18 protein-coding genes are annotated in these 21,196 nt (G+C 65.5%); 10 read left to right on the top strand and 8 right to left on the bottom strand.

Annotation, left to right across the window (positions count from 1 at the left end; genetic code table 11):
* Window positions 1–101: 101 nt before the first annotated feature.
* The 4 genes from RBB16_RS09635 to RBB16_RS09620 all read right to left on the bottom strand — a co-directional run bounded on the left by RBB16_RS09635 (window position 102) and on the right by RBB16_RS09620 (window position 4,994).
* Entirely contained in the window at window positions 102–1,706 is a 1,605-nt protein-coding gene (locus tag RBB16_RS09635) for a carboxyl transferase domain-containing protein (protein ID WP_306045960.1), read from the bottom strand.
* Window positions 1,707–1,728: 22 nt separating this feature from the next.
* Window positions 1,729–2,892, bottom strand: a complete 1,164-nt coding sequence (locus RBB16_RS09630) for an isovaleryl-CoA dehydrogenase (RefSeq protein ID WP_306045959.1) — start codon at window positions 2,890–2,892, stop codon at window positions 1,729–1,731.
* A 180-nt stretch (window positions 2,893–3,072) separates the two neighbouring features.
* Complete coding sequence (locus RBB16_RS09625) at window positions 3,073–4,272, bottom strand: DegT/DnrJ/EryC1/StrS aminotransferase family protein (RefSeq protein ID WP_306045958.1); 1,200 nt, start codon at window positions 4,270–4,272, stop codon at window positions 3,073–3,075.
* Window positions 4,273–4,304: 32 nt separating this feature from the next.
* Window positions 4,305–4,994, bottom strand: coding sequence for an HAD-IA family hydrolase (locus tag RBB16_RS09620; protein ID WP_306045957.1), 690 nt, complete (start codon window positions 4,992–4,994; stop codon window positions 4,305–4,307).
* A gap of 113 nt (window positions 4,995–5,107) precedes the next feature.
* Here RBB16_RS09620 and glmU point away from each other — a divergent pair, with 113 nt between their 5' ends.
* From glmU to RBB16_RS09605, 3 genes are read left to right on the top strand one after another with little or no spacing between them, the layout of a single operon-like run.
* Complete coding sequence (glmU, locus tag RBB16_RS09615) at window positions 5,108–6,472, top strand: bifunctional UDP-N-acetylglucosamine diphosphorylase/glucosamine-1-phosphate N-acetyltransferase GlmU (protein ID WP_306045956.1); 1,365 nt, start codon at window positions 5,108–5,110, stop codon at window positions 6,470–6,472.
* 2 nt (window positions 6,473–6,474) lie between these two features.
* Window positions 6,475–8,292, top strand: a complete 1,818-nt coding sequence (gene glmS / locus RBB16_RS09610) for a glutamine--fructose-6-phosphate transaminase (isomerizing) (protein ID WP_306045955.1) — start codon at window positions 6,475–6,477, stop codon at window positions 8,290–8,292.
* Window positions 8,289–8,969 carry a DNA alkylation repair protein gene (locus RBB16_RS09605; RefSeq protein WP_306045954.1) on the top strand — a complete coding sequence of 227 codons (681 nt, stop codon included), beginning with the start codon at window positions 8,289–8,291 and terminating at the stop codon, window positions 8,967–8,969. The genes glmS and RBB16_RS09605 overlap by 4 nt, the downstream gene beginning before the upstream one ends.
* Window positions 8,970–9,265: 296 nt before the next feature.
* On the opposite strand, the gene RBB16_RS09600 is transcribed toward RBB16_RS09605, so the two are convergent.
* Window positions 9,266–10,237 (bottom strand): threonine dehydratase, encoded by a 972-nt coding sequence (locus tag RBB16_RS09600; protein WP_306045953.1) that lies wholly within the window; start codon window positions 10,235–10,237, stop codon window positions 9,266–9,268.
* Between the two features lie 116 nt (window positions 10,238–10,353).
* Here RBB16_RS09600 and RBB16_RS09595 point away from each other — a divergent pair, with 116 nt between their 5' ends.
* Entirely contained in the window at window positions 10,354–11,592 is a 1,239-nt protein-coding gene (locus tag RBB16_RS09595) for an aspartate kinase (protein WP_306045952.1), read from the top strand.
* Between the two features lie 214 nt (window positions 11,593–11,806).
* A complete protein-coding gene (ptsP, locus tag RBB16_RS09590) occupies window positions 11,807–14,050 on the top strand; it encodes a phosphoenolpyruvate--protein phosphotransferase (protein WP_306045951.1) in 2,244 nt (747 codons plus the stop codon).
* A 100-nt stretch (window positions 14,051–14,150) separates the two neighbouring features.
* On the opposite strand, the gene RBB16_RS09585 is transcribed toward ptsP, so the two are convergent.
* Window positions 14,151–14,633 carry a GNAT family N-acetyltransferase gene (locus tag RBB16_RS09585; protein WP_306045969.1) on the bottom strand — a complete coding sequence of 161 codons (483 nt, stop codon included), beginning with the start codon at window positions 14,631–14,633 and terminating at the stop codon, window positions 14,151–14,153.
* Between the two features lie 398 nt (window positions 14,634–15,031).
* The gene (locus tag RBB16_RS09580) at window positions 15,032–15,508 is read right to left on the bottom strand and encodes an N-acetyltransferase (protein WP_306045950.1); all 477 of its coding nucleotides are present in this window, start codon (window positions 15,506–15,508) and stop codon (window positions 15,032–15,034) included.
* An 85-nt stretch (window positions 15,509–15,593) separates the two neighbouring features.
* Between RBB16_RS09580 and RBB16_RS09575 the strand changes: the two genes are divergently transcribed.
* Window positions 15,594–16,199, top strand: coding sequence for a flavin reductase family protein (locus tag RBB16_RS09575; protein ID WP_306045949.1), 606 nt, complete (start codon window positions 15,594–15,596; stop codon window positions 16,197–16,199).
* Here the strand turns inward: RBB16_RS09575 and RBB16_RS09570 are convergent.
* On the bottom strand, window positions 16,174–17,070 hold the full coding sequence (locus RBB16_RS09570) for a LysR family transcriptional regulator (RefSeq protein ID WP_306045948.1): 897 nt from the start codon (window positions 17,068–17,070) through the stop codon (window positions 16,174–16,176). The genes RBB16_RS09575 and RBB16_RS09570 overlap by 26 nt on opposite strands.
* Window positions 17,071–17,173: 103 nt before the next feature.
* Here RBB16_RS09570 and glyA point away from each other — a divergent pair, with 103 nt between their 5' ends.
* From glyA to RBB16_RS09550, 4 genes are read left to right on the top strand one after another with little or no spacing between them, the layout of a single operon-like run.
* Complete coding sequence (glyA, locus tag RBB16_RS09565; RefSeq protein WP_306045947.1) at window positions 17,174–18,490, top strand: serine hydroxymethyltransferase; 1,317 nt, start codon at window positions 17,174–17,176, stop codon at window positions 18,488–18,490.
* Window positions 18,491–18,545: 55 nt separating this feature from the next.
* On the top strand, window positions 18,546–19,415 hold the full coding sequence (locus RBB16_RS09560; protein ID WP_306045946.1) for an S-methyl-5'-thioadenosine phosphorylase: 870 nt from the start codon (window positions 18,546–18,548) through the stop codon (window positions 19,413–19,415).
* Window positions 19,412–20,695, top strand: a complete 1,284-nt coding sequence (locus RBB16_RS09555; RefSeq protein ID WP_306045945.1) for a DoxX-like family protein — start codon at window positions 19,412–19,414, stop codon at window positions 20,693–20,695. The genes RBB16_RS09560 and RBB16_RS09555 overlap by 4 nt, the downstream gene beginning before the upstream one ends.
* The gene (locus tag RBB16_RS09550) at window positions 20,695–21,171 is read left to right on the top strand and encodes a DUF2269 domain-containing protein (RefSeq protein ID WP_306045944.1); all 477 of its coding nucleotides are present in this window, start codon (window positions 20,695–20,697) and stop codon (window positions 21,169–21,171) included. Before RBB16_RS09555 ends, RBB16_RS09550 begins: the two co-directional genes overlap by 1 nt.
* The last annotated feature ends 25 nt before the right edge of the window (window positions 21,172–21,196 follow it).

Here is a 21,196-nt window from a genome sequence, read left to right as displayed (position 1 = left end):
AGACCAGAAAAATCTTCCAGAAGATTTTTCCGACCATTCAAAATCCTTCTGGAAGGATTTTGCCGCGCAGAAGAATTTTCCTGAAAATTCTTCATGGCGCGTCACATCCGGAACACGCCGAAGCGCGTTTCTTCGATGGGCGCATTCAGGGACGCCGAGAGCGACAGGAACAGCGTCTCGCGGGTTTTGCGCGGGTCGATGACGCCGTCATCCCAAAGCCGGGCCGAGGCATAGAGCGGGTGCGACTGATGCTCGAACATCTCCAGCGTCGGGCGCTTGAACTCCGCCTCTTCCTCTGCCGACCAGCTGCCGCCCGCCCGCTCGATCGCGTCGCGCTTCACTGTTGCCAGCACGCCCGCCGCCTGCGGTCCCCCCATGACCGAGATGCGGGAATTGGGCCAGGTCCACAGGAACCGGGGCGAATAGGCCCGCCCCGCCATGCCATAGTTCCCGGCCCCGAAGCTGCCCCCCACCAGCATCGTGATCTTCGGTACTTTCGTCGTCGCCACAGCCGTCACCATCTTGGCGCCGTGTCGGGCGATCCCCTCGGCCTCATACTTCCGACCTACCATGAAGCCGGTGATATTCTGCAGGAAGACAAGCGGGATATTGCGCTGGCTGCACAGCTCGATGAAATGCGCGGCCTTGGCGGCGCTCTCGCTATAGAGCACGCCGTTATTGGCCACGATCCCAACCGGGCAGCCCATGACATGGGCAAAGCCGCAGACCACGGTTTCCCCGAAGCGCGCCTTGAACTCGTCAAGCCGCGAGCCGTCGACGACGCGGGCGATGACCTCGCGGATGTCGTAAGGCGTTGTCAGGCTGGAGGGCACCACACCGAGGATCTCCTCGGGGTCGTAGGCGGGCTCTTCCGGGCTCTGCCAGTCGACATTCTGCGGTTTGCGGCGATTGAGCCCCGCAACCGCCTGCCGTGCCAGCGCCAGCGCATGGGCATCGTCCTCGGCCAGGTAATCGGCCACGCCGGAAAGGCGCGTGTGCACGTCGCCGCCGCCCAGATCCTCGGCGCTCACCACCTCGCCAATCGCGGCCTTCACCAGCGGCGGACCGGCTAGGAAGATCGTGCCCTGTTCCTTCACGATGATGGTCACGTCCGACATCGCCGGAACATAAGCGCCACCCGCCGTGCAGCTTCCCATCACCACGGCGATCTGCGGGATGCCCTTGGCCGACATATTGGCCTGGTTGTAGAAGATGCGCCCGAAATGCTCGCGGTCGGGGAAGACCTCATCCTGCTGCGGCAGGTTCGCGCCACCCGAGTCGACAAGGTAGACGCAGGGCAGGTTGTTCTGTTCGGCGATCTCCTGCGCGCGCAGGTGTTTCTTTACCGTGATCGGGTAGTAGGTGCCGCCCTTCACCGTGGCGTCGTTGCAGACGACCATGACCTCCTGTCCATGCACCCGGCCAATGCCTGCAATGGCCCCGCCACAGGGGGCCGCGCCGTCATACATGCCGTGGCCGGCGGTCGCGCCGACCTCCAGGAAGGGCGAGCCGGGATCGAGCAGGTTCGCCACCCGCTCGCGCGGCAGCATCTTGCCCCGGCTGAGGTGCCGGGCGCGGGATTTCTCGCCGCCGCCCTGCGCCGCGGCCTCCGCCGCCTCGCGCACAACAGCCAAGGTCTCCAGATGCGCCGCACGGTTGGCCGCGAAGTCTTCGGAGCCGGTGATGATCTTGGATGTCAGTTTCATCTCGTCCTCCCGGGACCGGGCTTCAGCCCATTGTATTCATCAATTCGCGCCCCACCAGCATCCGGCGGATCTCGGACGTACCCGCCCCGATCTCCATCAGCTTGGCGTCGCGGAAGATGCGGGACACGGGGCTGTCGGACAGGAAGCCCGCGCCGCCCATGGCCTGCACCGCCTGATGGGCCTGCACCATCGCCTGCTCAGAGGCATAGAGACAGCAGGCCGCTGCATCCTGCCGGGTCACATCGCCCCGGTCGCAGGCCTTGGCGACCTCGTAGACATAGGCGCGGGCGGAGTTCATCGCCGTGTACATGTCGGCGATCTTGCCCTGCATCAGCTGGAAACTGCCAATCGGCTGCCCGAACTGCTTGCGGTCGCGCATATAGGGCATGATCTCATCCAGGCAGGCCGCCATGATGCCGGTGCCGATCCCGGCCAGCACCACGCGTTCATAGTCGAGCCCCGACATCAGCACGCGCACGCCCTTGCCTTCTTCGCCAAGGATGTTCTCGAAGGGCACTTCCACATCCTCGAAGATCAGCTCCGCCGTGTTCGACCCGCGCATGCCCATCTTGTCGAAATGCTCGGACGTGCTGAAGCCCACCATCTCCTTCTCGATCAGGAAAGCGGTGATGCCCTTGCTGCCTGCCTCCGGGTCGGTCTTGGCATAAACCACCAGCGTGTCGGCATCGCAGCCATTGGTGATCCAATATTTCGTGCCGTTCAGAACGAAGCGGTCGTTGCGCTTCTCGGCGCGCAGTTTCATCGAGACGACGTCGGATCCGGCCCCGGCCTCCGACATGGCGAGCGCACCCACATGCTCGCCCGAGATCAGGCCCGGCAGGTATTTCGCCCGCTGTTCATCGGTGCCATTGAGCTTGATCTGGTTCACGCAAAGGTTGGAATGCGCGCCGTAGGAGAGCGAGACCGAGGCCGAGGCCCGCGCGATCTCCTCCACAGCGATCACATGGGCGAGGTAGGACATGCCCGCGCCACCGTATTCCTCGGGCACGGTGATCCCGAGCAGTCCGAGATCGCCCATCTCTTTCCACAGATCTGCCGGGAACAGGTTCTGCTTGTCGATGTCCTGCGCCATCGGGCGGATACGATCCTGCGCCCAACGATGCACCATGTCGCGCAGGGCATTCACCTCTTCGCCCAGATCGAATGTCATGCTGGCCATGAACATGGACCGCCTCCTTCATAATTGAACGCTTGTTCAGTTAATACGCATGACCGGCACACGAGTCAAAAGAATCCTGATCCTCGCGACGTTACGGCACGAAACCATGCAGGAAAAATCTTCCAGAAGATTTTTTGCGGATGAGGATGCTGAAAAATCTTCTGGAAGATTTTTCTGACCCGAAATTCAGGCGGACAGGGCCGTTGACCTCACCTCTTCGGCAATGATCCCCGCGATCAGCCGCGCATCCTCGAGAGAGAATGTCAGCGGCAGGCGCATATCCATCAGCCCGGACAGGATCCGGTCGGTATTGGGCAGACTCTGCGGGCTGGCATAGCGCCAGCTGTCATAGCGCGAGGTGAAGGCCACGGGCTCCGCGCCGCCGAACCATTTCAGGTCCACACCGCGCGCGGCGCAGCGTTTCAGAACCTCTGCGATCTGCTCGGTCGAGAATGCGGGCAGCAGGAACTGGATCGAGGACCCGACGATGCTTTCCTCGGCCGGCCGGTCGATCACCTTCAGGCCGGGCGTGTTGCGCAGGCCGTCCTCCACCGCACGATAAAGCGCGTTCCAGCGGTCGATCTGGCGCGGCAGGTCGGCCAGTTGCGGGCGCAGGATCGCCGCGCGCAGGTTGTCCATGCGGCCCGAGACATTGGGCGTGACCCACTTCACCTGCTCAAACGCCTCTGGCGGCGGCGCGGCGCGATGACGGGCATAGAGCATGTAGCTGCCCGACAGCATGATCGCGCGGGCCATCAGGTCCGGGTTGTCGGAGGTCAGGATGCCACCCTCGCCGGAATTCATGTGCTTGTAGGTCTGGGTCGAATAGGCCGCCATCGCCCCATGCCGACCCGAGGGCACGCCCTTCCAGGCCCCGCCCATGGTGTGGGCGCAATCTTCGACAACCTGCACCCCTGCCCCGTCGCAGATCTGCATCAGCAGCTCCATATCGCAGATATGTCCACGCATATGCGACAGAAGCAGCACCTTGGCCTCCGTTTCAGCCACCAGCCGCGCTAGGTGATCAAGATCGATGGTCAGGTCTTCGGTGACCTCCACAAAGACCGGCTCGGCATTCACGGCGGCAATCGCGCCGGGCACCGGGGCCAGCGTAAAGCCGTTGGTCAGCACCTTGTCGCCAGGTTGAACGCCAAGGGCGCGCAGGGCACAGCCGATGGCATAGCCGCCAGAGGCCACGGCCAGCGCGTATTTCGCCCCGGTGAAGGCTGCGAATTCCTCTTCCAGAAGGGCGGTTTCGGCCACCTCGCCATCCGCCACGTTGTAGCGGTGCAGACGCCCGCCGCGCATCACGCGCAACGCCGCCTCGATCCCGGCTTCGGGGATCGGCTCCTGCTGCGTGAAACTGCCTTTGAAGACTGTGCTCATGGGGAATGTTGTGGGGTCTGAGGCGGCGTTCGTCAATCCAGAAGCTGGCGGGCCAGGTCGGGCATGTCCTCGTAGCGGTGCAAGAGCGCCTCTGGGGCCAGATCGACCACCCCGCCCCCGAGCGGTCCGAAGGTCACCAGAACCGAGGGCACACCGGCGGCGCGGGCGGTTTCCCGGTCGGTCACCGTATCGCCAACCAGCAGCGACCGGGCCACATCCCCCCCGGCCCTCTCGACCGATGCCACGAAGGGCGCCGGGTCCGGCTTGCGGGTGGGCAGCGTGTCGGCCCCGATGAGCGAGCCGAAAAGGCCGCGCACGCCAAGCCGTGTCAGCAGGGTCTCGGCCAGCCCTTCGGGCTTGTTGGTGCAGACCCCCACGCGGATACCATCCGCCCGCAGCGCCTCGACCGCCGCGACCGCGCCAGGATACATCACCGTATGCACGTCGATGGCCTGCCCGTAAGCCTCCAGCAAAATGGGATAGCCCCGGTCGATCTCCGGTTCCGGAGCGTCATGGCCAAGCCGCTCGAAACTCAGCGTCAGCATCGCCCGCCCGCCGCGCAGGGCCGTTGGGTCATCGCGCCCCCGTTCCAGCTGCGGCGCATAGCCCATGGCCGCCATCGCCGCGTTCCCCGCCGCGATCAGGTCGCCGCTGGTATCGGCCAAAGTCCCGTCCAGATCGAAGATCACCGTGCGCATATCTGCCCCCTTGCTCACTGCCATGGCAGGTTTCCGCCTGCGATTGAAACGATCCGTAAGGGTTTTTGACGACAGCCCGCCTTGCGCCCTTTGCCCGCTTGCATAATACCGGGGGCGAGAAAACGAAAGCAGGTGACATGCAGTCAGATGAACGGCCTTGCGCCCTTGTGATCCTTGCAGCGGGACAGGGCACCCGGATGAACTCGGATCTGCCGAAGGTGCTGCACCCGCTTGGGGGCGCACCGCTTGTGGTGCATGCGATGCAGGCGGGCGCGGCGCTGGCACCGGAGCGGACCATTGTCGTGGTGGGCCATGGCGGGGCTTTGGTGGAAAAGGCCGTGCAGGCCCATGACGAGGACGCCACCTGCGTCACCCAGACCGAACAGCTTGGCACCGGCCACGCGGTTCAGCAGGCAGCAAAGGCGCTGGAGGGGTTCGAGGGCGATGTCATCGTCCTTTACGGCGACACGCCTTTCATCAGCGAAGACACGCTGGCCCGCATGCTGGCGGCCCGCGCTGCCCATGACATCGTGGTTCTGGGGTTCGAGGCCGCCGATCCGGGCCGCTATGGACGTCTGGTGATGGAAGGCGACCGACTGGCCCGCATTGTCGAGGCCAAGGACGCGACACCGGACGAGCTGGCCCTCACCCTTTGCAATTCCGGCCTCATGGCCGCAGATGCCACGACCCTGATGGGCCTTCTGGCCGAGGTCGGCAACGACAACGCCTCGGGCGAATACTACCTGACGGACGTGCCCGCGATTGCCGCCACCAAGGGCCTGACCGCCACTGCCGTCACCTGCGGTGAGGCCGAAACACTCGGCATCAACACCCGCGCCGAACTGGCCGGGGCCGAGGCCCTGTTCCAGCAACGCAAACGGGCCGAGGCGCTGGAGAACGGCGTGACCCTCGTCGCACCCGAAACCGTCTTCTTCGCCCATGATACCTATCTTGGACGTGACGTAGTGGTGGAGCCCAACGTGGTCTTCGGCCCCGGCGTGACGGTGGAAAACGACGCGCAGATCCGGGCCTTTTCCCATCTCGAAGGCTGCCATATCGGCGCGCGCGCCATCGTTGGCCCCTATGCCCGCCTGCGCCCCGGCGCGGAACTGGGCAATGACGCGCGGATCGGAAATTTCGTCGAAGTGAAAGCCGCCGAAATCGGCGAAGGCGCCAAGGTCAACCACCTCTCCTATATCGGCGATGCCGAGATCGGCGAGGGCAGCAATATCGGCGCGGGCACCATCACCTGCAATTATGACGGCGTCTTCAAGCACCGCACCACCGTGGGCCGTGACGTCTTCATCGGGTCGAACACCATGCTGGTCGCACCCGTGACTGTCGGTGACGGGGCCATGACCGGCTCAGGCTCCGTCATCACCAGCGACGTACCGGCAGGCGACATGGCCCTTGGCCGCGCCAAGCAGGTCAACAAAACGGGCCTGGGCGCCCGGCTCATGGCGCGGTTACGCGCGATGAAAGCGGACAAGAAGGGGCAGTAACCATGTGCGGCATCGTCGGAGTCCTCGGCAATCACGAGGTCGCCCCCATTCTGGTCGAAAGCCTCAAACGGCTGGAATATCGCGGCTATGACAGTGCCGGGATCGCCACGGTCCATGGCGGCCAGCTCGACCGCCGTCGCGCCGTTGGCAAGCTCGTGAACCTGTCGGACTTACTGGTGCACGAACCCCTGCGCGGCAAATCCGGCATCGGCCATACCAGATGGGCCACCCATGGCGCGCCCACGGTCGCCAATGCCCACCCGCATCAGGCGGGCCGGGTCGCCGTGGTGCATAACGGCATCATCGAGAATTACCGCGAGCTGCGCGCGGATCTCGCCGCCAAGGGCATCGGTTTTTCCACCGATACCGACACCGAAACCATCGCGCTGCTCTGCGAACATCTGCTCGACACCGGACTTGCACCCCGCGCCGCTGCACGCGAGACCCTGCGCCGTCTGGAAGGTGCCTTTGCACTGGCCTTCCTCTTCGATGGCGAGGACGACCTGATCGTCGCCGCCCGCAAGGGCAGCCCGCTGGCCGTGGGCCATGGCGAGGGCGAGATGTTCGTGGGCTCCGACGCCATCGCGCTGGCCCCCATGACCGACCGGGTGACCTATCTGGAGGAAGGCGATTACGCCTATGTCACCCGTCAAGGCGTGCAGATCTTCGACGAGGAAGACCGCCCCGCCAACCGCGAGATCCGCAAGATCTCCGCGCAGGCCGCCCAGATCGACAAGGGCGGGCACAAGCATTTCATGGCCAAGGAGGTCTTTGAACAGCCCGTCGTTCTGGCCGAATGCCTCGCCCATTATTCCAGCAGCGATACGGTCGAGATTCCCGAAGGCGCGGTCGATTTCACCGACACCGACCGGCTGATCCTCGTGGCCTGCGGCACCGCGAACTACGCCTGCCTCGTGGCCAAATACTGGTTCGAGCAACTGGCCGGCCTGCCCTGCGACGTCGATATCGCCAGCGAATTCCGCTACCGCGAACCGCCCGTGTCCGACCGCGCCACCGCGCTTTTCGTCAGCCAGTCGGGCGAAACCGCCGACACGCTCGCCGCGCTGCGCTACTGCGAGGGCAAGGCCGCGCGTATCCTCTCGGTCGTCAATGTCCCCGAAAGCTCCATCGCCCGCGAAAGCGACCTCGCTTTGCCGATCATGGCGGGCGTCGAGGTCGGCGTCGCCTCGACCAAGGCCTTCGTCTGCCAGCTCGCCGTTCTGGCCAATCTTGCCATCCTCGCCGCCCGCCAAAAGGGCCGTATCGACGCAGCGCGCGAGGCCGAGCTACTGACCCAACTGCGCGGCCTTCCCGGCCTCGTCAATCAGGCACTGGCGCTGGAAGACCAGATCAAGCGCCACACCGGCAGCCTGTCCCGCGCGCAGACCGTCCTCTTCCTCGGCCGCGGCGCGATGTTCCCGCTGGCCCTGGAAGGCGCGCTGAAGCTCAAGGAAATCAGTTACATCCACGCCGAGGGCTACGCGAGCGGCGAGCTGAAGCACGGGCCTATAGCGCTTGTCGACAAGACTGTGCCGGTCGTGGTCATGGCCCCCACCGACGCGCTTTTCGACAAGACCGTCAGCAACATGCAGGAGGTCATGGCCCGCGAAGGCCAGGTCTGGCTGGTCACCGACGCGGCCGGGTCGAGCATGGCGCGCGAAGGCGTATGGCAGACGCTGGTGATGCCCAATGTCGATCCGTTCTTCGCGCCGATCCTCTACTCGATCCCGGCGCAGCTCATCGCCTATCACACCGCCGTGCATAAGGGCACCGATGTGGATCAGCCGAGGAACCTCGCCAAATCCGTGACGGTGGAATGACGCCGCAAGACGCCCTCGCCGCGCTTGAGGCGCAGGCCGATCCGGACCGGGCCGCGCAGATGCGCGCCTATCACAAGATCGACCGCCCCTATCTGGGCCTGTCGAACGAGGTGGCGAACCGTCTGGCGCAGGAGTGGCGGCGCGCGCTGCCCCTGTCAGATCGCCTCGCGCTCGCCGATGCGCTTTGGCAAACGAATATCTTCGAGGCCCGGATCACGGCCGCGAAACTGCTGGTGCAGGCGCGGATCAGGCCCGAGGATGATAGCACCTGGCAGCTCATCCAAAGCTGGCTCCCCGATTTCGACAGTTGGGCCATCGCGGACGCCGTCGCCATGGCCGGTCAGCGCAGGCTCACCGCCGATCCCTCCCGGCTCGACACGGTCGAGGATTGGACCACCTCCGATCACCTCTGGACGAAACGCGCCGCCCTCGTCTTCACCCTGCCCTGGACGAAACAGCGCCACCCCAAGCCCGAGGAGACCGCCGCGCGCGAGCGTATTCTCACCTGGGCCGCCACATATACCGAAGACCCCGAGTGGTTCATCCAGAAGGCCGTCGCCTGGTGGCTGCGCGACCTCTCGAAGAAAGACCCAGATCGCACACAGGCTTTCCTTGCCGAGTACGGGGACAAGATGAAACCCTTCGCCCGCAAGGAAGCCGCCAAATACCTTCCCTGACAGGGCCAGAACCGCGAGTCGGGGCCGGGTCAAGGGTCGCGCCAGCGACGGCCGAAGGCCGCTTGCCCTTGACGCGGGCGCGACTCGCACACAGCCTCGAACAGGTCCTGTGACGGGACAGATCCCGGCAACAGGACCTCTCAGCAGACTGGCATCACCCTCGCAATCAAAACCACCCTGACCCAAGGCAAACCGGACCCAACCGATATCCCGTGGCAACGCGGCCCGACGAGGCCCCCGCGTAAGCGGGGGTTGAGGAGGGGCGCTCCCGCCGCGACGGCGGCAGCCGGCGCAACTCAGATGTCAGGCACGCCCCCCTCCAGCACCGCGCGGAACCACCCCATGTCGATATTGCCCCCCGACAGGATCACGCCCACCTTCTTGCCCGCCATCCGCTCCCGCTCCTGCATCAGCGCCGCCAGCGGCGCGGCCCCGGCCCCTTCGGCAAGGTTATGCGTGGCGGTGTAGTAAAGCCGGATGGCGTCCGCGATCTCCTCTTCGCTGACGCTCACGATCCGCGCCGCCCCCGCGCTGTAGATCTCGAACGCCTCCTTCACCGGCACCCGCACCGCCATCCCGTCGGCAAAGGTCCGGGCCGAGTTCGTTTCCACCAGCACCCCCGCCTCATAGGACAGTTTCGCCGTCTGCGCATGGTCCGACACGACACCCACCACCTCGGTTTTCAGCCCGAACGCATCGCGCGCCAGGATGGTCCCGCAGATGCCGGACCCGCAACCGATCGGCACATAGACCGTGTCGAGATCCTTCAGGGCGGAAAACAGCTCATACCCATAGGTCGCCACGCCGCGCACCAGTTCCTTATGGAAGGGCGGCACAACGGTCAGACCTTCCTCGGCGGCCACCCGCACCGCCTCGGGCCGGGCGGTATCGAAATCCTCTCCGAACTCCACCAGCTCCGCGCCGTAGCCCCGCATCGCCGCGTTTTTCTCGACCGAATTTCCGTGGGGCACATAGACCAGCGCCCTCAGCCCCGCCGCCGTCGCCGCCCGCGCCTGGCTTTGGCCATGATTGCCGCGCGTGGCGGTGCAGATGCCGGGGCTGTCGGGATGGTCCCGCCGCAGCCAGTCCATGAAGGTGATGCCGCCGCGCACCTTGAACGCCCCCGTGGGCGCATGGTTTTCATGCTTCACCCAGACCTCGGCCCCCGTCGCGGCAGACAGGCCCGGCCAGTGATATTGCGGCGTGGGCGACATCTGCCCATGCACCAGTTCCGCCGCTGACTCCAGCTCGTCCCGTGTAAACCGCATCGCTCATCCTCCGCATGTGTGTTTGGCCGCACCCTAGCCCCGCTTCCGGCCCTTGTCAGGCCCCCCGCACACCCGTAATAAGCGCGCGACAATCAAAGGGGGACGGCGGCAAACCCATGCCCATTCTCGTGATGAAATTCGGCGGCACCTCTGTCGCCACGCTCGACCGCATCCGCCGCGCCGCCAAGCGCGTGGGGCGCGAGGTTGCCAATGGCTATGACGTGATCGTCATCGTCTCGGCCATGTCCGGCGAGACCAACAAGCTTGTGGGCTATGTCGAGGAAACCTCGCATCTCTACGACGCACGCGAATATGACGCGGTGGTCAGCTCGGGCGAGAACGTGACCGCGGGCCTCATGGCGCTGACGCTTCAGGAAATGGACGTGCCCGCGCGCAGCTGGCAGGGCTGGCAAGTGCCGCTGATTACCACCTCGGCGCATGCAAGCGCGCGGATCGAGGAAATCCCGACCGACAATATCAACGCCAAGTTCGGCGAGGGCATGAAAGTGGCCGTTGTCGCAGGCTTCCAGGGCATCAGCCCCGAGGGCCGCATCACCACGCTCGGCCGGGGTGGATCGGATACCACCGCTGTTGCCTTCGCTGCCGCCTTCGGCGCGGAACGCTGCGATATCTACACCGATGTGGACGGGGTCTACACCACCGACCCGCGCATCTGCGACAAGGCCCGCAAGCTCGATCGCATCGCGTTCGAGGAAATGCTGGAACTGGCCTCGCTCGGCGCCAAGGTTCTGCAGACCCGCTCGGTCGAACTCGCTATGAAATACAAGGTGCGCCTTCGGGTGCTGAGCTCTTTCGAAGAGCAGTCGGACGAGGCCGGAACCCTCGTCTGCGATGAGGAGGACGTCATGGAAGCCAACGCAGTTGCAGGTGTCGCCTATTCCAAGGATGAAGCGAAAGTCACCCTGGTCTCGGTCGCCGACCGCCCCGGTGTGTCCGCCGCCATCTTCGGCCCGCTGGCCGAGGCGGGGGTGAATGTCGACATGATCGTGCAGAACATCTCCGAGGAAGGTCGCACCGACATGACCTTCTCCTGCCCCACCAACCAGGTGGCGCGGGCGGAACAGGCGATGAATGCCGCGAAAGAACGGGGCGAGATCAACTTTCACGGTCTGATCTCGGACACCAATGTCGCCAAGGTCTCGATCGTCGGCATCGGCATGCGCAGCCATGCGGGCGTCGCCGCCCGGATGTTCCAGGCCCTGCGCGACGAGAACATCAACATCAAGGTGATCACCACCTCCGAGATCAAGGTCTCGGTCCTCATTGACCGCAAATACATGGAGCTGGCCGTTCAGGCGCTCCATGACGCGTTCGAACTGGAAAAGGCCGGGTAAGCCCGCCGGATCACCGGGGATGACGACAAAGGGGCGCACAGGGATGCGCCCTTTTCTTTTGCACATGACCCCCGTTGCGCCCGTGCTCCGCGCACTGACCCGACATTCCGCCGGTTCGCGCTAACACATTGTCTTGCGCATTGCGCCCACCCCGACCGGCACGGTATTGCTGGTGCGGGGGCAGAACGCCCGGCAGGGATCCAGGGAAGTCAATATGCCCGAAAGGACAGAAACCGAGAGCAGGAAACTGCTCCGCCGCTTGCAGGCGACGCTGGCCGAAGCCGGTGCCGGTCAGGAACGGCTGGACCGGATCACCCACATCATCGCCGATTCGCTCGGCTGCGAGGTCTGCTCGATCTACCTCTTCCGCGATGCCATCACGCTGGAGCTTTGTGCCACCGAGGGCCTCGCGCAGGAGGCCGTGCACGTCACCCGCCTGCGCGTGGGCGAGGGCCTTGTGGGCCGCGTCGCCAGCCGCATGCGGCCCGTCAACACCGATAACGCCCCCGCCGAACCCGGCTTCCGCTACATGCCGGAGACGGGGGAAGAGGCCTTCACCTCGTTCCTTGGCGTGCCCATCCAGCGGCTAGGCGAAAAGCTTGGCGTTCTGGTCATCCAGTCGAAAGAGGCGCGCAGCTTCACCGATGACGAGCTTTATGCCGTCGAGGTCGTCGCCATGGTGCTGGCCGAGATGACCGAGCTTGGCGCCTTCGTCGGCGAGGGCGAGGCGATGTCCGCCCGCCACCAGCAATCGGTGGTGTTCCATGGCGGTATCGGCCAGGAAGGCGCGGCAGAGGGCAAGGTCTGGCTGCACGAACCGCGCGTGGTGATCACCAACCCGATTGCCGATGACCCCGCCGAAGAACGCAAGCGCCTGACCGAGGCGGTGGACAAGCTGCGCATGTCGGTCGACCAGATGCTGTCCAACGCCCCCAAGGGCGATGCCGAACAAATCGAGGTGCTCCAGGCCTATCGCATGTTCGCCAATTCCCGCGGCTGGATGCGGCGGATGGAGGAAGACATCGAACGCGGCCTGTCCGCCGAGGCCGCCGTCGAGAAAGAGCAATCCACCGCCCGCGCCCGCATGCAAACGGTGCCCGACGCCTATCTGCGCGAACGCCTTCACGATCTTGACGACCTGTCCAACCGCCTGCTGCGGCAGCTGACCGGTCAGGGGGCCGACACCGGCGCGCAGATGCCGGAAAATCCGGTTCTGGTGGCGCGCAATATCGGCCCCGCGGAATTGCTGGATTATGGCCGGTCGCTCAAGGGCGTGGTGCTGGAGGAAGGCTCGGTCGCGAGCCACGCCGCCATTGTCGCCCGCGCGCTGGCGATCCCGCTGATCGTCCACGCAGGAAGGATCACGCAAGAGGCGCTGAACGGCGACACGATCCTTGTCGATGGCGACGCCGGGGTCGTGCACCTGCGGCCAGAGGAAACCGTGGCCACCGCCTTCCGCGACAAGATCGCCATGCGCGCCGCCGCGCAGGAACGCTACGCCTCGATCCGAGACAAGCCCGCCGAAACGCTGGATGGCGCGCGGATCGCGCTGACGATGAATGCCGGGCTGATGGCCGACCTGCCCTCGCTGCCCTCCTCCGGGGCCGAGGGCGTCGGACTTTTCCGCACCGAGCTGCAATTCCTGACCCGCAACACCGTGCCCAAGCGCGGCGAGCTGGCGGCGCTCTATGCGCGTGTCATGGATGCCGCGGGCGGCAAACGGGTCTGCTTCCGCACCCTCGACATCGGCTCGGACAAGGTGCTGCCCTACATGAAACCGCAGGACGAGCCCAACCCGGCGCTCGGCTGGCGGGCGATCCGGGTGGGGCTGGACAAGTCGGGCGTCATGCGGATGCAGCTACAGGCGCTCATTCGCGCCGCGAACGGCAGGCCGCTGACCGTGATGTTCCCCTTCATCGCCCAGTTCGAGGAGTTCACAGCCGCGCGCGACCACCTGCTGCGCGAACTGGACCGCGAAGCGGCACTCGGACACACATTGCCCGAAAGCGTCGAGATCGGCGCGATGCTGGAAACCCCCTCGCTGGCCTTCGCCCCCCGGCAGTTCTTCGAACTGGCCGATTTCATTTCCATCGGCGGCAATGACCTCAAGCAATTCTTCTTCGCCGCCGACCGCGAAAACGAACGGGTGCGCCGGCGCTATGACACGCTCAACGTCAGCTTCCTGACCTTCCTCGGCCAGATCGTCGAGCGTTGCCAGGAGACGGATACGCCGCTCAGCTTCTGCGGCGAAGATGCAGGCCGCCCGGTCGAAGCGCTCTGTTTCGCCGCCATGGGATTGAGGGCGCTGTCCATGCGCCCCGCCTCGATCGGCCCGGTGAAATCGCTGCTCAGACGCGTGGATCTGCGCGAGGCCCGCGCGGTGATCAACGAGGCCCAGGCCCAGGGCGCACAATCGGTGCGCCCCGCTGTGATGGACTGGCTGAAACGCGTGGGCTGATGCGGGGCGGTTTCGCCGGGCCTTCGGCCTGTCGACCCGCGCGCGATCCTTCCCGGTTCGCGCGGTGGAAATGCCTTGCAAGGCATTTGGCCCGCCCGGATCAGACTGTTTCGAGCCGGAACTTGCGGAAGGTCTTGCCCGCGTGGTCCACGCGGCCAAGCTCGCGCGCCCCCAGACGGTCGAGCGCCCCCAGATGGCGGCGCGACGGTGGCAGCAGGAATGTCACGAAGGGAATACGCGGGTCCTGCCTGGCGAAATCCAGCGCCTTTCGGGCAATCCGCACCCCAAGGCCAAACCGCTCGGGCCTCAGCACCAGCCCGAAATCCCACTCCTCTCCCTCCTTCTGGAACCCGCCCCACCCTACATAGGAACCACCAGCCTCGAACGCCCAATGCCCCAGCCCGTCGCGCTGCCACATGGCGTCCTTCGCCGCTATGAAGTCCGCCACCCGATCCGGCGTCCATTCAAAGGTGAGAAGCGGCATGTGATCGGCGAGGCGCGGGTGGCGCATATGGGCCAGGATCGCCTCTGGCGAGACCTCGGTCATGCGCAGGAATCGGATATCATCGGCAGGGGTCGGCATCGGCATCCTCGGATCACACAGACAGCCCGTCTCATAGCCGCAGCGCCCTGATCCGCACAAGCTGCGCGGCCGTCACAACCGCGTGCGTCTCCAAGGCGCAAAGCCGGTCATCGCAGGCGTCCCCGGTAATGCTCCATTCCGACACATCCCTTCTTCTTTGCCCAAATACTCCCGCCGGAGGCATCCCGACCCCACCACCGGACCAAGCGTCAAACCGGACGCACCGCCCGTGACACATGTCCGTGGCAACGCGGCCCATTGATGCCTCCCGGCGCATGCCGGGGGGTTGAGGAGGGCCGCTCCCCGGTCGACGCCGGCAGGCGGCGAAACCGCGAAATGTCTGCACGCCCGGTGTACGGGGGGTGTACAGGGGGTGTACGCATGACACCCCCCCCTTTTTACCCCGACCAGGCCGTCACGGGCCCGGTGATTCCGTCCCAATCCCCGATCCCCAGAACCCGGTCGGGGTTGGTGGGCGGCGGCATGTCCACCCCCTCCAGCCGGGAAAACCCGAAGCGGCTGTAGTAGGGCGCATCCCCCACCAGCAGCACCCGTGGCCAGCCCAGATCCCAGGCAATCGACAGGCTGTCCTGCATCAGCGCACCGCCCAACCCTTCGCCCTGGCGGGTCGGGTGCACGGCAACGGGACCGAGCAGCAACGCATCGGCATCGCCCACATGCACGGGCCAGTAACGTATTGCGCCTGCTAGGATATTTTCAGGATCACGCGCCACCCGGCAGAGCCGCGCCACCGGCGGCACGCCATCGCGCAGCCGATAGGAGGACAGCGCCTCGCGCCCCGGCGCAAAGCACAGGTCGTAAAGCGCTTCGACCTCCCAATGGTCTTCCGCATGTTCCTGCCCGAACTGGTACACAAGCCCGATCCGTCCCGATTTTCTTCTGGAACCGGCCCTAGCACGGCGCTAACTCCTTGCCAAACGGATCAATAAGGATTGCGCGATGTTCTATGAACCCAAGGATGGCCACGGCCTGCCCCACAACCCGTTCAACGCGCTGATCACCCCGCGTCCCATCGGCTGGATTTCCACAAGGTCGTCAGAGGGTTATGATAACCTTGCGCCCTATTCCTTCTTCAACGGCGTGGCCTATACCCCGCCGCAGGTGATGTTTTCCTGCACCTCCGGCAAACATGACCGGGATGGCGTGAAAGACAGCGTCGCCAATATCAAGGAGACCGGGGTTTTCTGTGTGAATGTCGTGGCTTACGAGATGGCGCAAGTGATGAACCAGACCTCCGGCCCCTGGGACAAGGACGTGGATGAGTTCAGCGATGCGGGGATCGAAAAGGCGGAGTGCAAGCTGATCGACTGCCCCCGCGTCGCCGCCGCGCCCGCGAATATGGAATGCCGGTTGACCCAGATCGTGAAGATCGAGGGCGAGGCGAATACCGTCGTCTTCGGCGAGGTGATCGGCATTCACATGCGCGACGATTGCCTCGTGGACGGCATTTTCGATGTGCGGACCTTCCAGCCCGTGGGGCGGCTCGGATACCGCGATTTCACCCGGGTGACGGAGCTCTTCAGCCTGAAGCGGCCTCAGGAATAGCGCCTGATAACAAGGCGATAAGCCGGGCAAGGTCACCCTTGGCCCGCGCCGGACGGTCCAGCACCAGAACCCGGCCGGTCGGGTGGCGCCGCGTGTAGAGGGGCACCAGCGTGCCGTCTGCAAGCTGACGCTCCAGCAGGAAGCCATGCCCCATCAGGACGCCCGCCCCCGCCTCGGCCTCCGCCACCGCAAGACTGTAGAGCGAAAAGCGCGGCGCATCGGTCAGGTCGGGCAGAGCGCTGCCTTCGTTCGCGGCCCAATCGGGCCAGTCGGAGGACCAGCTTTCATCATTCAGCAAGGTTTCTGCCTTAAGGTCGCCGCTTGCCCGCACCCGCGCCGCCACCTGCGGGGCTGCGACCGGAAAAATCTCGTCGGGGGCCAGCACCACCCCCTCGGGGCAATCGTCCGGCTCGCGCGGAAACAGGCTCAGGTCGAAAAGGTCCCGCCGCAGGTTCGGCGGGGTTTCCAGTGCCGTGATCGACAGTTTCACCCCCGGCAACGCCGCCCGGATCGCGGCAAGTCGGGGATAGAGCCAGAGCTGAGCAACGCTCGGCAGCGCCGCGACGGTCAGCGTCGCGCGGGGTTTCATCTCGCGGATCATCCGCGTCGCCTCGCCGATCCCGTCGAAGGCGTTTGCCAGCACTGGGGCCACTTGCCGCCCGGCCTCGGTCAGTTCCACGCCTTGCGCGCGGCGGCGGAACAGGGCCACGCCCGACCAGGCCTCCACCGCCTTCACATGCTGTGAAATCGCGCCGGGCGTCACCGACAATTCCTCCGCCGCCGCCGCGAAGGAGCCAAGCCGCGCGGCGGCTTCAAAGGCGCGTAACGCATTGAGAGCAGGCCCTTTCGGGCGCGGTGGCGCGACAGCCATGTCAACTACCCCTAGTTTTTCTAAACTCAAGAATAGGAAATCTGGTTTGCCCTGTCACCCCCCTGGCCCGCATGATCGGTGCAACCAGATGAGGAGACCCCCCATGACACTCGCCCGCCGCGCTTGGGTGCCCGATGCCTGCGAAGACCTGATCCAGCGCATCGCCGCCCACACCACCACCGAAGACAGCAGCACCATCCATGACCGGATCGAGGCACTGGCCGAAGCCAACCGCCACATCCACGAACGCGACTGCTTCAACCTCAACCCCGCCACCAACGTGATGAACCCCAAGGCCGAGGCGCTTCTGGCCAGCGGCATGGGCAGCCGCCCGTCGCTCGGCTATCCCGGTGACAAGTATGAAATGGGGCTGGAGGCGATCGAGGAGATCGAGGTCATCGCGGCGGAACTGGCCGCCGAGGTTTTCAATGCGAAATACGCGGAAATCCGAGTGCCCTCGGGCGCGATTTCCAACCTCTATGCCTTCATGGCGACCTGCAAACCGGGCGACACGATCATCGCGCCGCCTGCCGCCGTGGGCGGCCACGTGACCCATCACGAGGCGGGCTGTGCGGGGCTTTACGGGCTGCGCATCCTGCCCGCGCCAGTCCATGCGGATGGCTACACGGTGGATGTCGAAGGCTTGCGCAAGCTGGCCTTGGCGGAGACCCCAAAGCTCATCACGCTTGGTGCGAGCCTCAACCTCTTCGAACACCCGGTGGCGGAGGTCCGCAAGGTGGCCGATGAGGTGGGCGCGAAGGTGCTCTTCGACGCGGCGCATCAATGCGGGATCATCGCGGGCAAGGCGTGGAAAGATCCGCTGGCCGAGGGCGCACATCTGATGACGATGAGCACCTACAAGAGCCTCGGCGGCCCCGCGGGCGGGCTGATCGTGACGAACGAGGCCGATCTGGCCGAAAAGCTCGATCACATCGCCTTCCCCGGCATGACCGCGAATTTCGACGTGGCCAAATCGGCGGCGCTGGCGGTCACCATGCTGGACTGGCGCGACCATGGCCGGGCCTATGCGGCAGAGATGATCCGCATGGCGCAGGCGCTGGCCGAGGCGCTGGCGGGCGAGGGCCTGCCGGTCTTCCGAGGCGCGGGCGGGTACACCCAATCGCACCAGTTCGCCATCGAGGCCAAGGGCTTCGGCGGCGGGCAGGCGGCATCCAAGACGCTGCGTCAGGCGGGGTTCCTGGCCTGCGGCATCGGGTTGCCGATTGACCCTGTCGAAGGCGACATGAACGGGCTGCGCATCGGCACGCCGGAGCTGGTCCGGTGGGGCATGACGGCGGAAGACGCCCCGCGACTGGCGGGCCTGATCGCGCAGGCGTTGCGGGCGAATGACCCCAAAGCGATGGCGGGCGAGGTTGCTGAGTGGCGGCAAAGCTTCGACCGGCTGCATTTCGTGAATTGAGCCGCCCGTTGCTGGCCGTTAGGGTGCGCCTGAAACGGCCAGCAAGGGAACGGGTATGGACACGGTGATCGGGGTAATCGGCGGCTCGGGCGTCTACGAGATCGAGGGGCTGGAGGGCGCGGAATGGGTGAGCGTCGACAGCCCCTTCGGGGCCCCGTCGGACCAGCTTCTGACCGGGGTGCTCGACGGGGTGAGGATGGTCTTCCTGCCCCGCCACGGGCGCGGCCATGTGCACAGCCCGTCCTCCATGCCTTACCGCGCGAATATCGACGCGCTGAAACGCATGGGCGTGACGGATGTGGTTAGTGTCTCCGCATGTGGGTCCTTCCGCGAGGAAATGGCGCCGGGCGATTTCGTGGTGGTGGACCAGTTCATCGACCGCACCTTCGCGCGGGAAAAAACCTTTTTTGGTCCGGGGCTTGTGGGCCATGTCAGCGTGGCGCACCCGACCTGCCCGCGGCTTGGCGCAGCCTGCGTGACGGCGGCCATCGACGCGGGCATCACCGTGCATGACGGCGGCACTTACCTCGCCATGGAAGGCCCGCAGTTCAGCAGTCTTGCGGAGTCGAAGATGTATCGCGAAAGCTGGGGCTGCGACGTGATCGGCATGACCAATATGCCCGAGGCGAAACTGGCCCGCGAGGCGGAGCTTTGTTATGCCTCCGTCGCCATGATCACCGATTATGACAGCTGGCATCCTGACCATGGCGAGGTCGATATCGGCCAGATCATCGCCACGCTGACGGGGAATGCCGGGAAGGCCAAGGCATTGGTGGGCAGACTGCCCACCCTACTGGGCAAGGACCGCGCGCCCTGCCCCCATGGTTGCGACCGGGCGCTGGACTACGCGATCCTGACCGCACCGGACAAGCGTGATCCGGCAATGGTCGAAAAACTCTCCGCCGTCGCTGGCCGGGTGCTGTGAGCCGGGCGCGAAAAATCCTTCTGCTTGGGGCGGATGGGTTCATCGGCCGCCACATCGCCTTTCACCTGCGCGCCGAAGGCTGGACGGTGCTGGCCTCCGCCCGGCGGGTGCGGGCGCTCGACCAGATGGGGTTTCAGACCATTGCCGCCGATCTGAGCCGCCCCGAAACCCATGACCCCGCCTTCTGGGCTCCGCATCTGAAGGGCTGCCACTATGTGGTGAATGCCGCAGGGCTGCTGACCGGCAGCGAGGACGCGTTTCAGGGCGTGCATGTTCTGGCCCCCAAGGCCGTCTATCAGGCGATGCCGGAAGGCTGCCGGGCGCTGCTGATCTCTGCCGTGGGGCTGGAGGCGGACACGCCCTTTGCGCTTTACCGGCGGCAGGGCGAGGCGCTTGCGAACCGGCATCGCGTGACCATTTTGCGGCCCGGTCTGGTATTGGCCGACAGCGCCTATGGCGGGTCCGCGTTGGCGCGGGGGTTGGCGGCGCTGCCGCTGGTGACGCCCGTTGTGGGCAAGGGTGAACAGGTGTTCAACCCGATCCATGCCACCGATCTGGCGAAGGTCATCCTGGCCTGTCTGGCGGACCGCCCCGGCCCCGGCGCGCATGAGATCGGCGGGCCGGAACGGGTGACGCAGGCCCAGATGTTGCAGTCCATGCGGCGGTGGCTTGGGCTGCGCCCGGTGCCCGTGCTGCGCATGCCGAGGGTTCTGGCGCACGGGCTGGCGCGGGTGGGGGACGTGCTGAAATTCGGGCCGATCTCCACCACCGCTTTGAACCAGCTTGCCACGGGGGTGGAGGCGCAAGAGGCCCCGCTGCTGGAGCGCCTGCCTGAAACCGCCCACCCGCGCGGGTTTTCCCAATTCATGGCGGCCCGTCCCGCAGGCACCGCCGATCTGTGGCACGCGCGGCTTTACCTGATGAAACCGGCGCTGAGGCTGGTGCTGATCCTGCTTTGGTTCGTTTCAGGGCTTCTCGGCCTCTTCCTGCCTTCGCAAAGCTTTCTGCCGATGATCCCCGAGGGGATGCTGTCGGACCCCGTGCTGATCGTACTGGCGCGGGCAGGCGGGGTGGCAGATCTGGCGCTCGCGGTCCTGCTGGCGGCAGCATGGCGGCTGCGATTGCTTGGTTGGCTGCAAATGGGGCTGGTCACGGCTTATACGGTGGTCTTCACGGTTCTGGCCCCGGACCTGTGGCTGCTGCCGCTTGGCGGGCTGCTGAAGAACCTGCCCATCCTGGTTCTGATCTGGCTCTTCCTCGTGCTGGAGGAAGAACGCTGATGGACGACCCCTACCTGCTGGCCCGCTGGCTGCATATCCTGTCGTCCACTGTCCTCTTTGGCACCGGGATCGGGACGGCGTTCCAGATGGTCTGGGCGATGCGGACCGGCAAAGTGGAGACGGTGCATTCCGTGGCCTCCGGCGTGGTCTGGGCCGATTGGCTGTTCACCACACCAGCGGGCATCGCACAGCCGCTGACGGGGCTTTGGCTGATCTACATCGCGGGGTATTCATTGGCGGAGCCTTGGTTGCTGGCGACCTACGCGCTATACCTGCTGGCGTTCATCTGTTGGGCCCCGGTGGTGCATCTGCAAATCCGCATCCGCGATCTGGCGGGCGAGGCGCTGGCCACGGGCGCGCCCCTGCCTGCCGAGGCAAACTGCCTCTACCGCATCTGGTTCGCGCTTGGCTGGCCTGCCTTCGCGGCGCTGACCGGGGTGTTCTGGCTGATGGTCGCGCGCCCGGCGCTTTGGTGACGCGTATTGACCTTCACGAGTATCC

Origin of the sequence: Nioella sp. MMSF_3534, assembly GCF_030732985.1 — a bacterium.
Taxonomy (GTDB): Bacteria; Pseudomonadota; Alphaproteobacteria; order Rhodobacterales; family Rhodobacteraceae; genus Nioella.
This window is presented reverse-complemented; position numbering and strand designations above follow the sequence as displayed.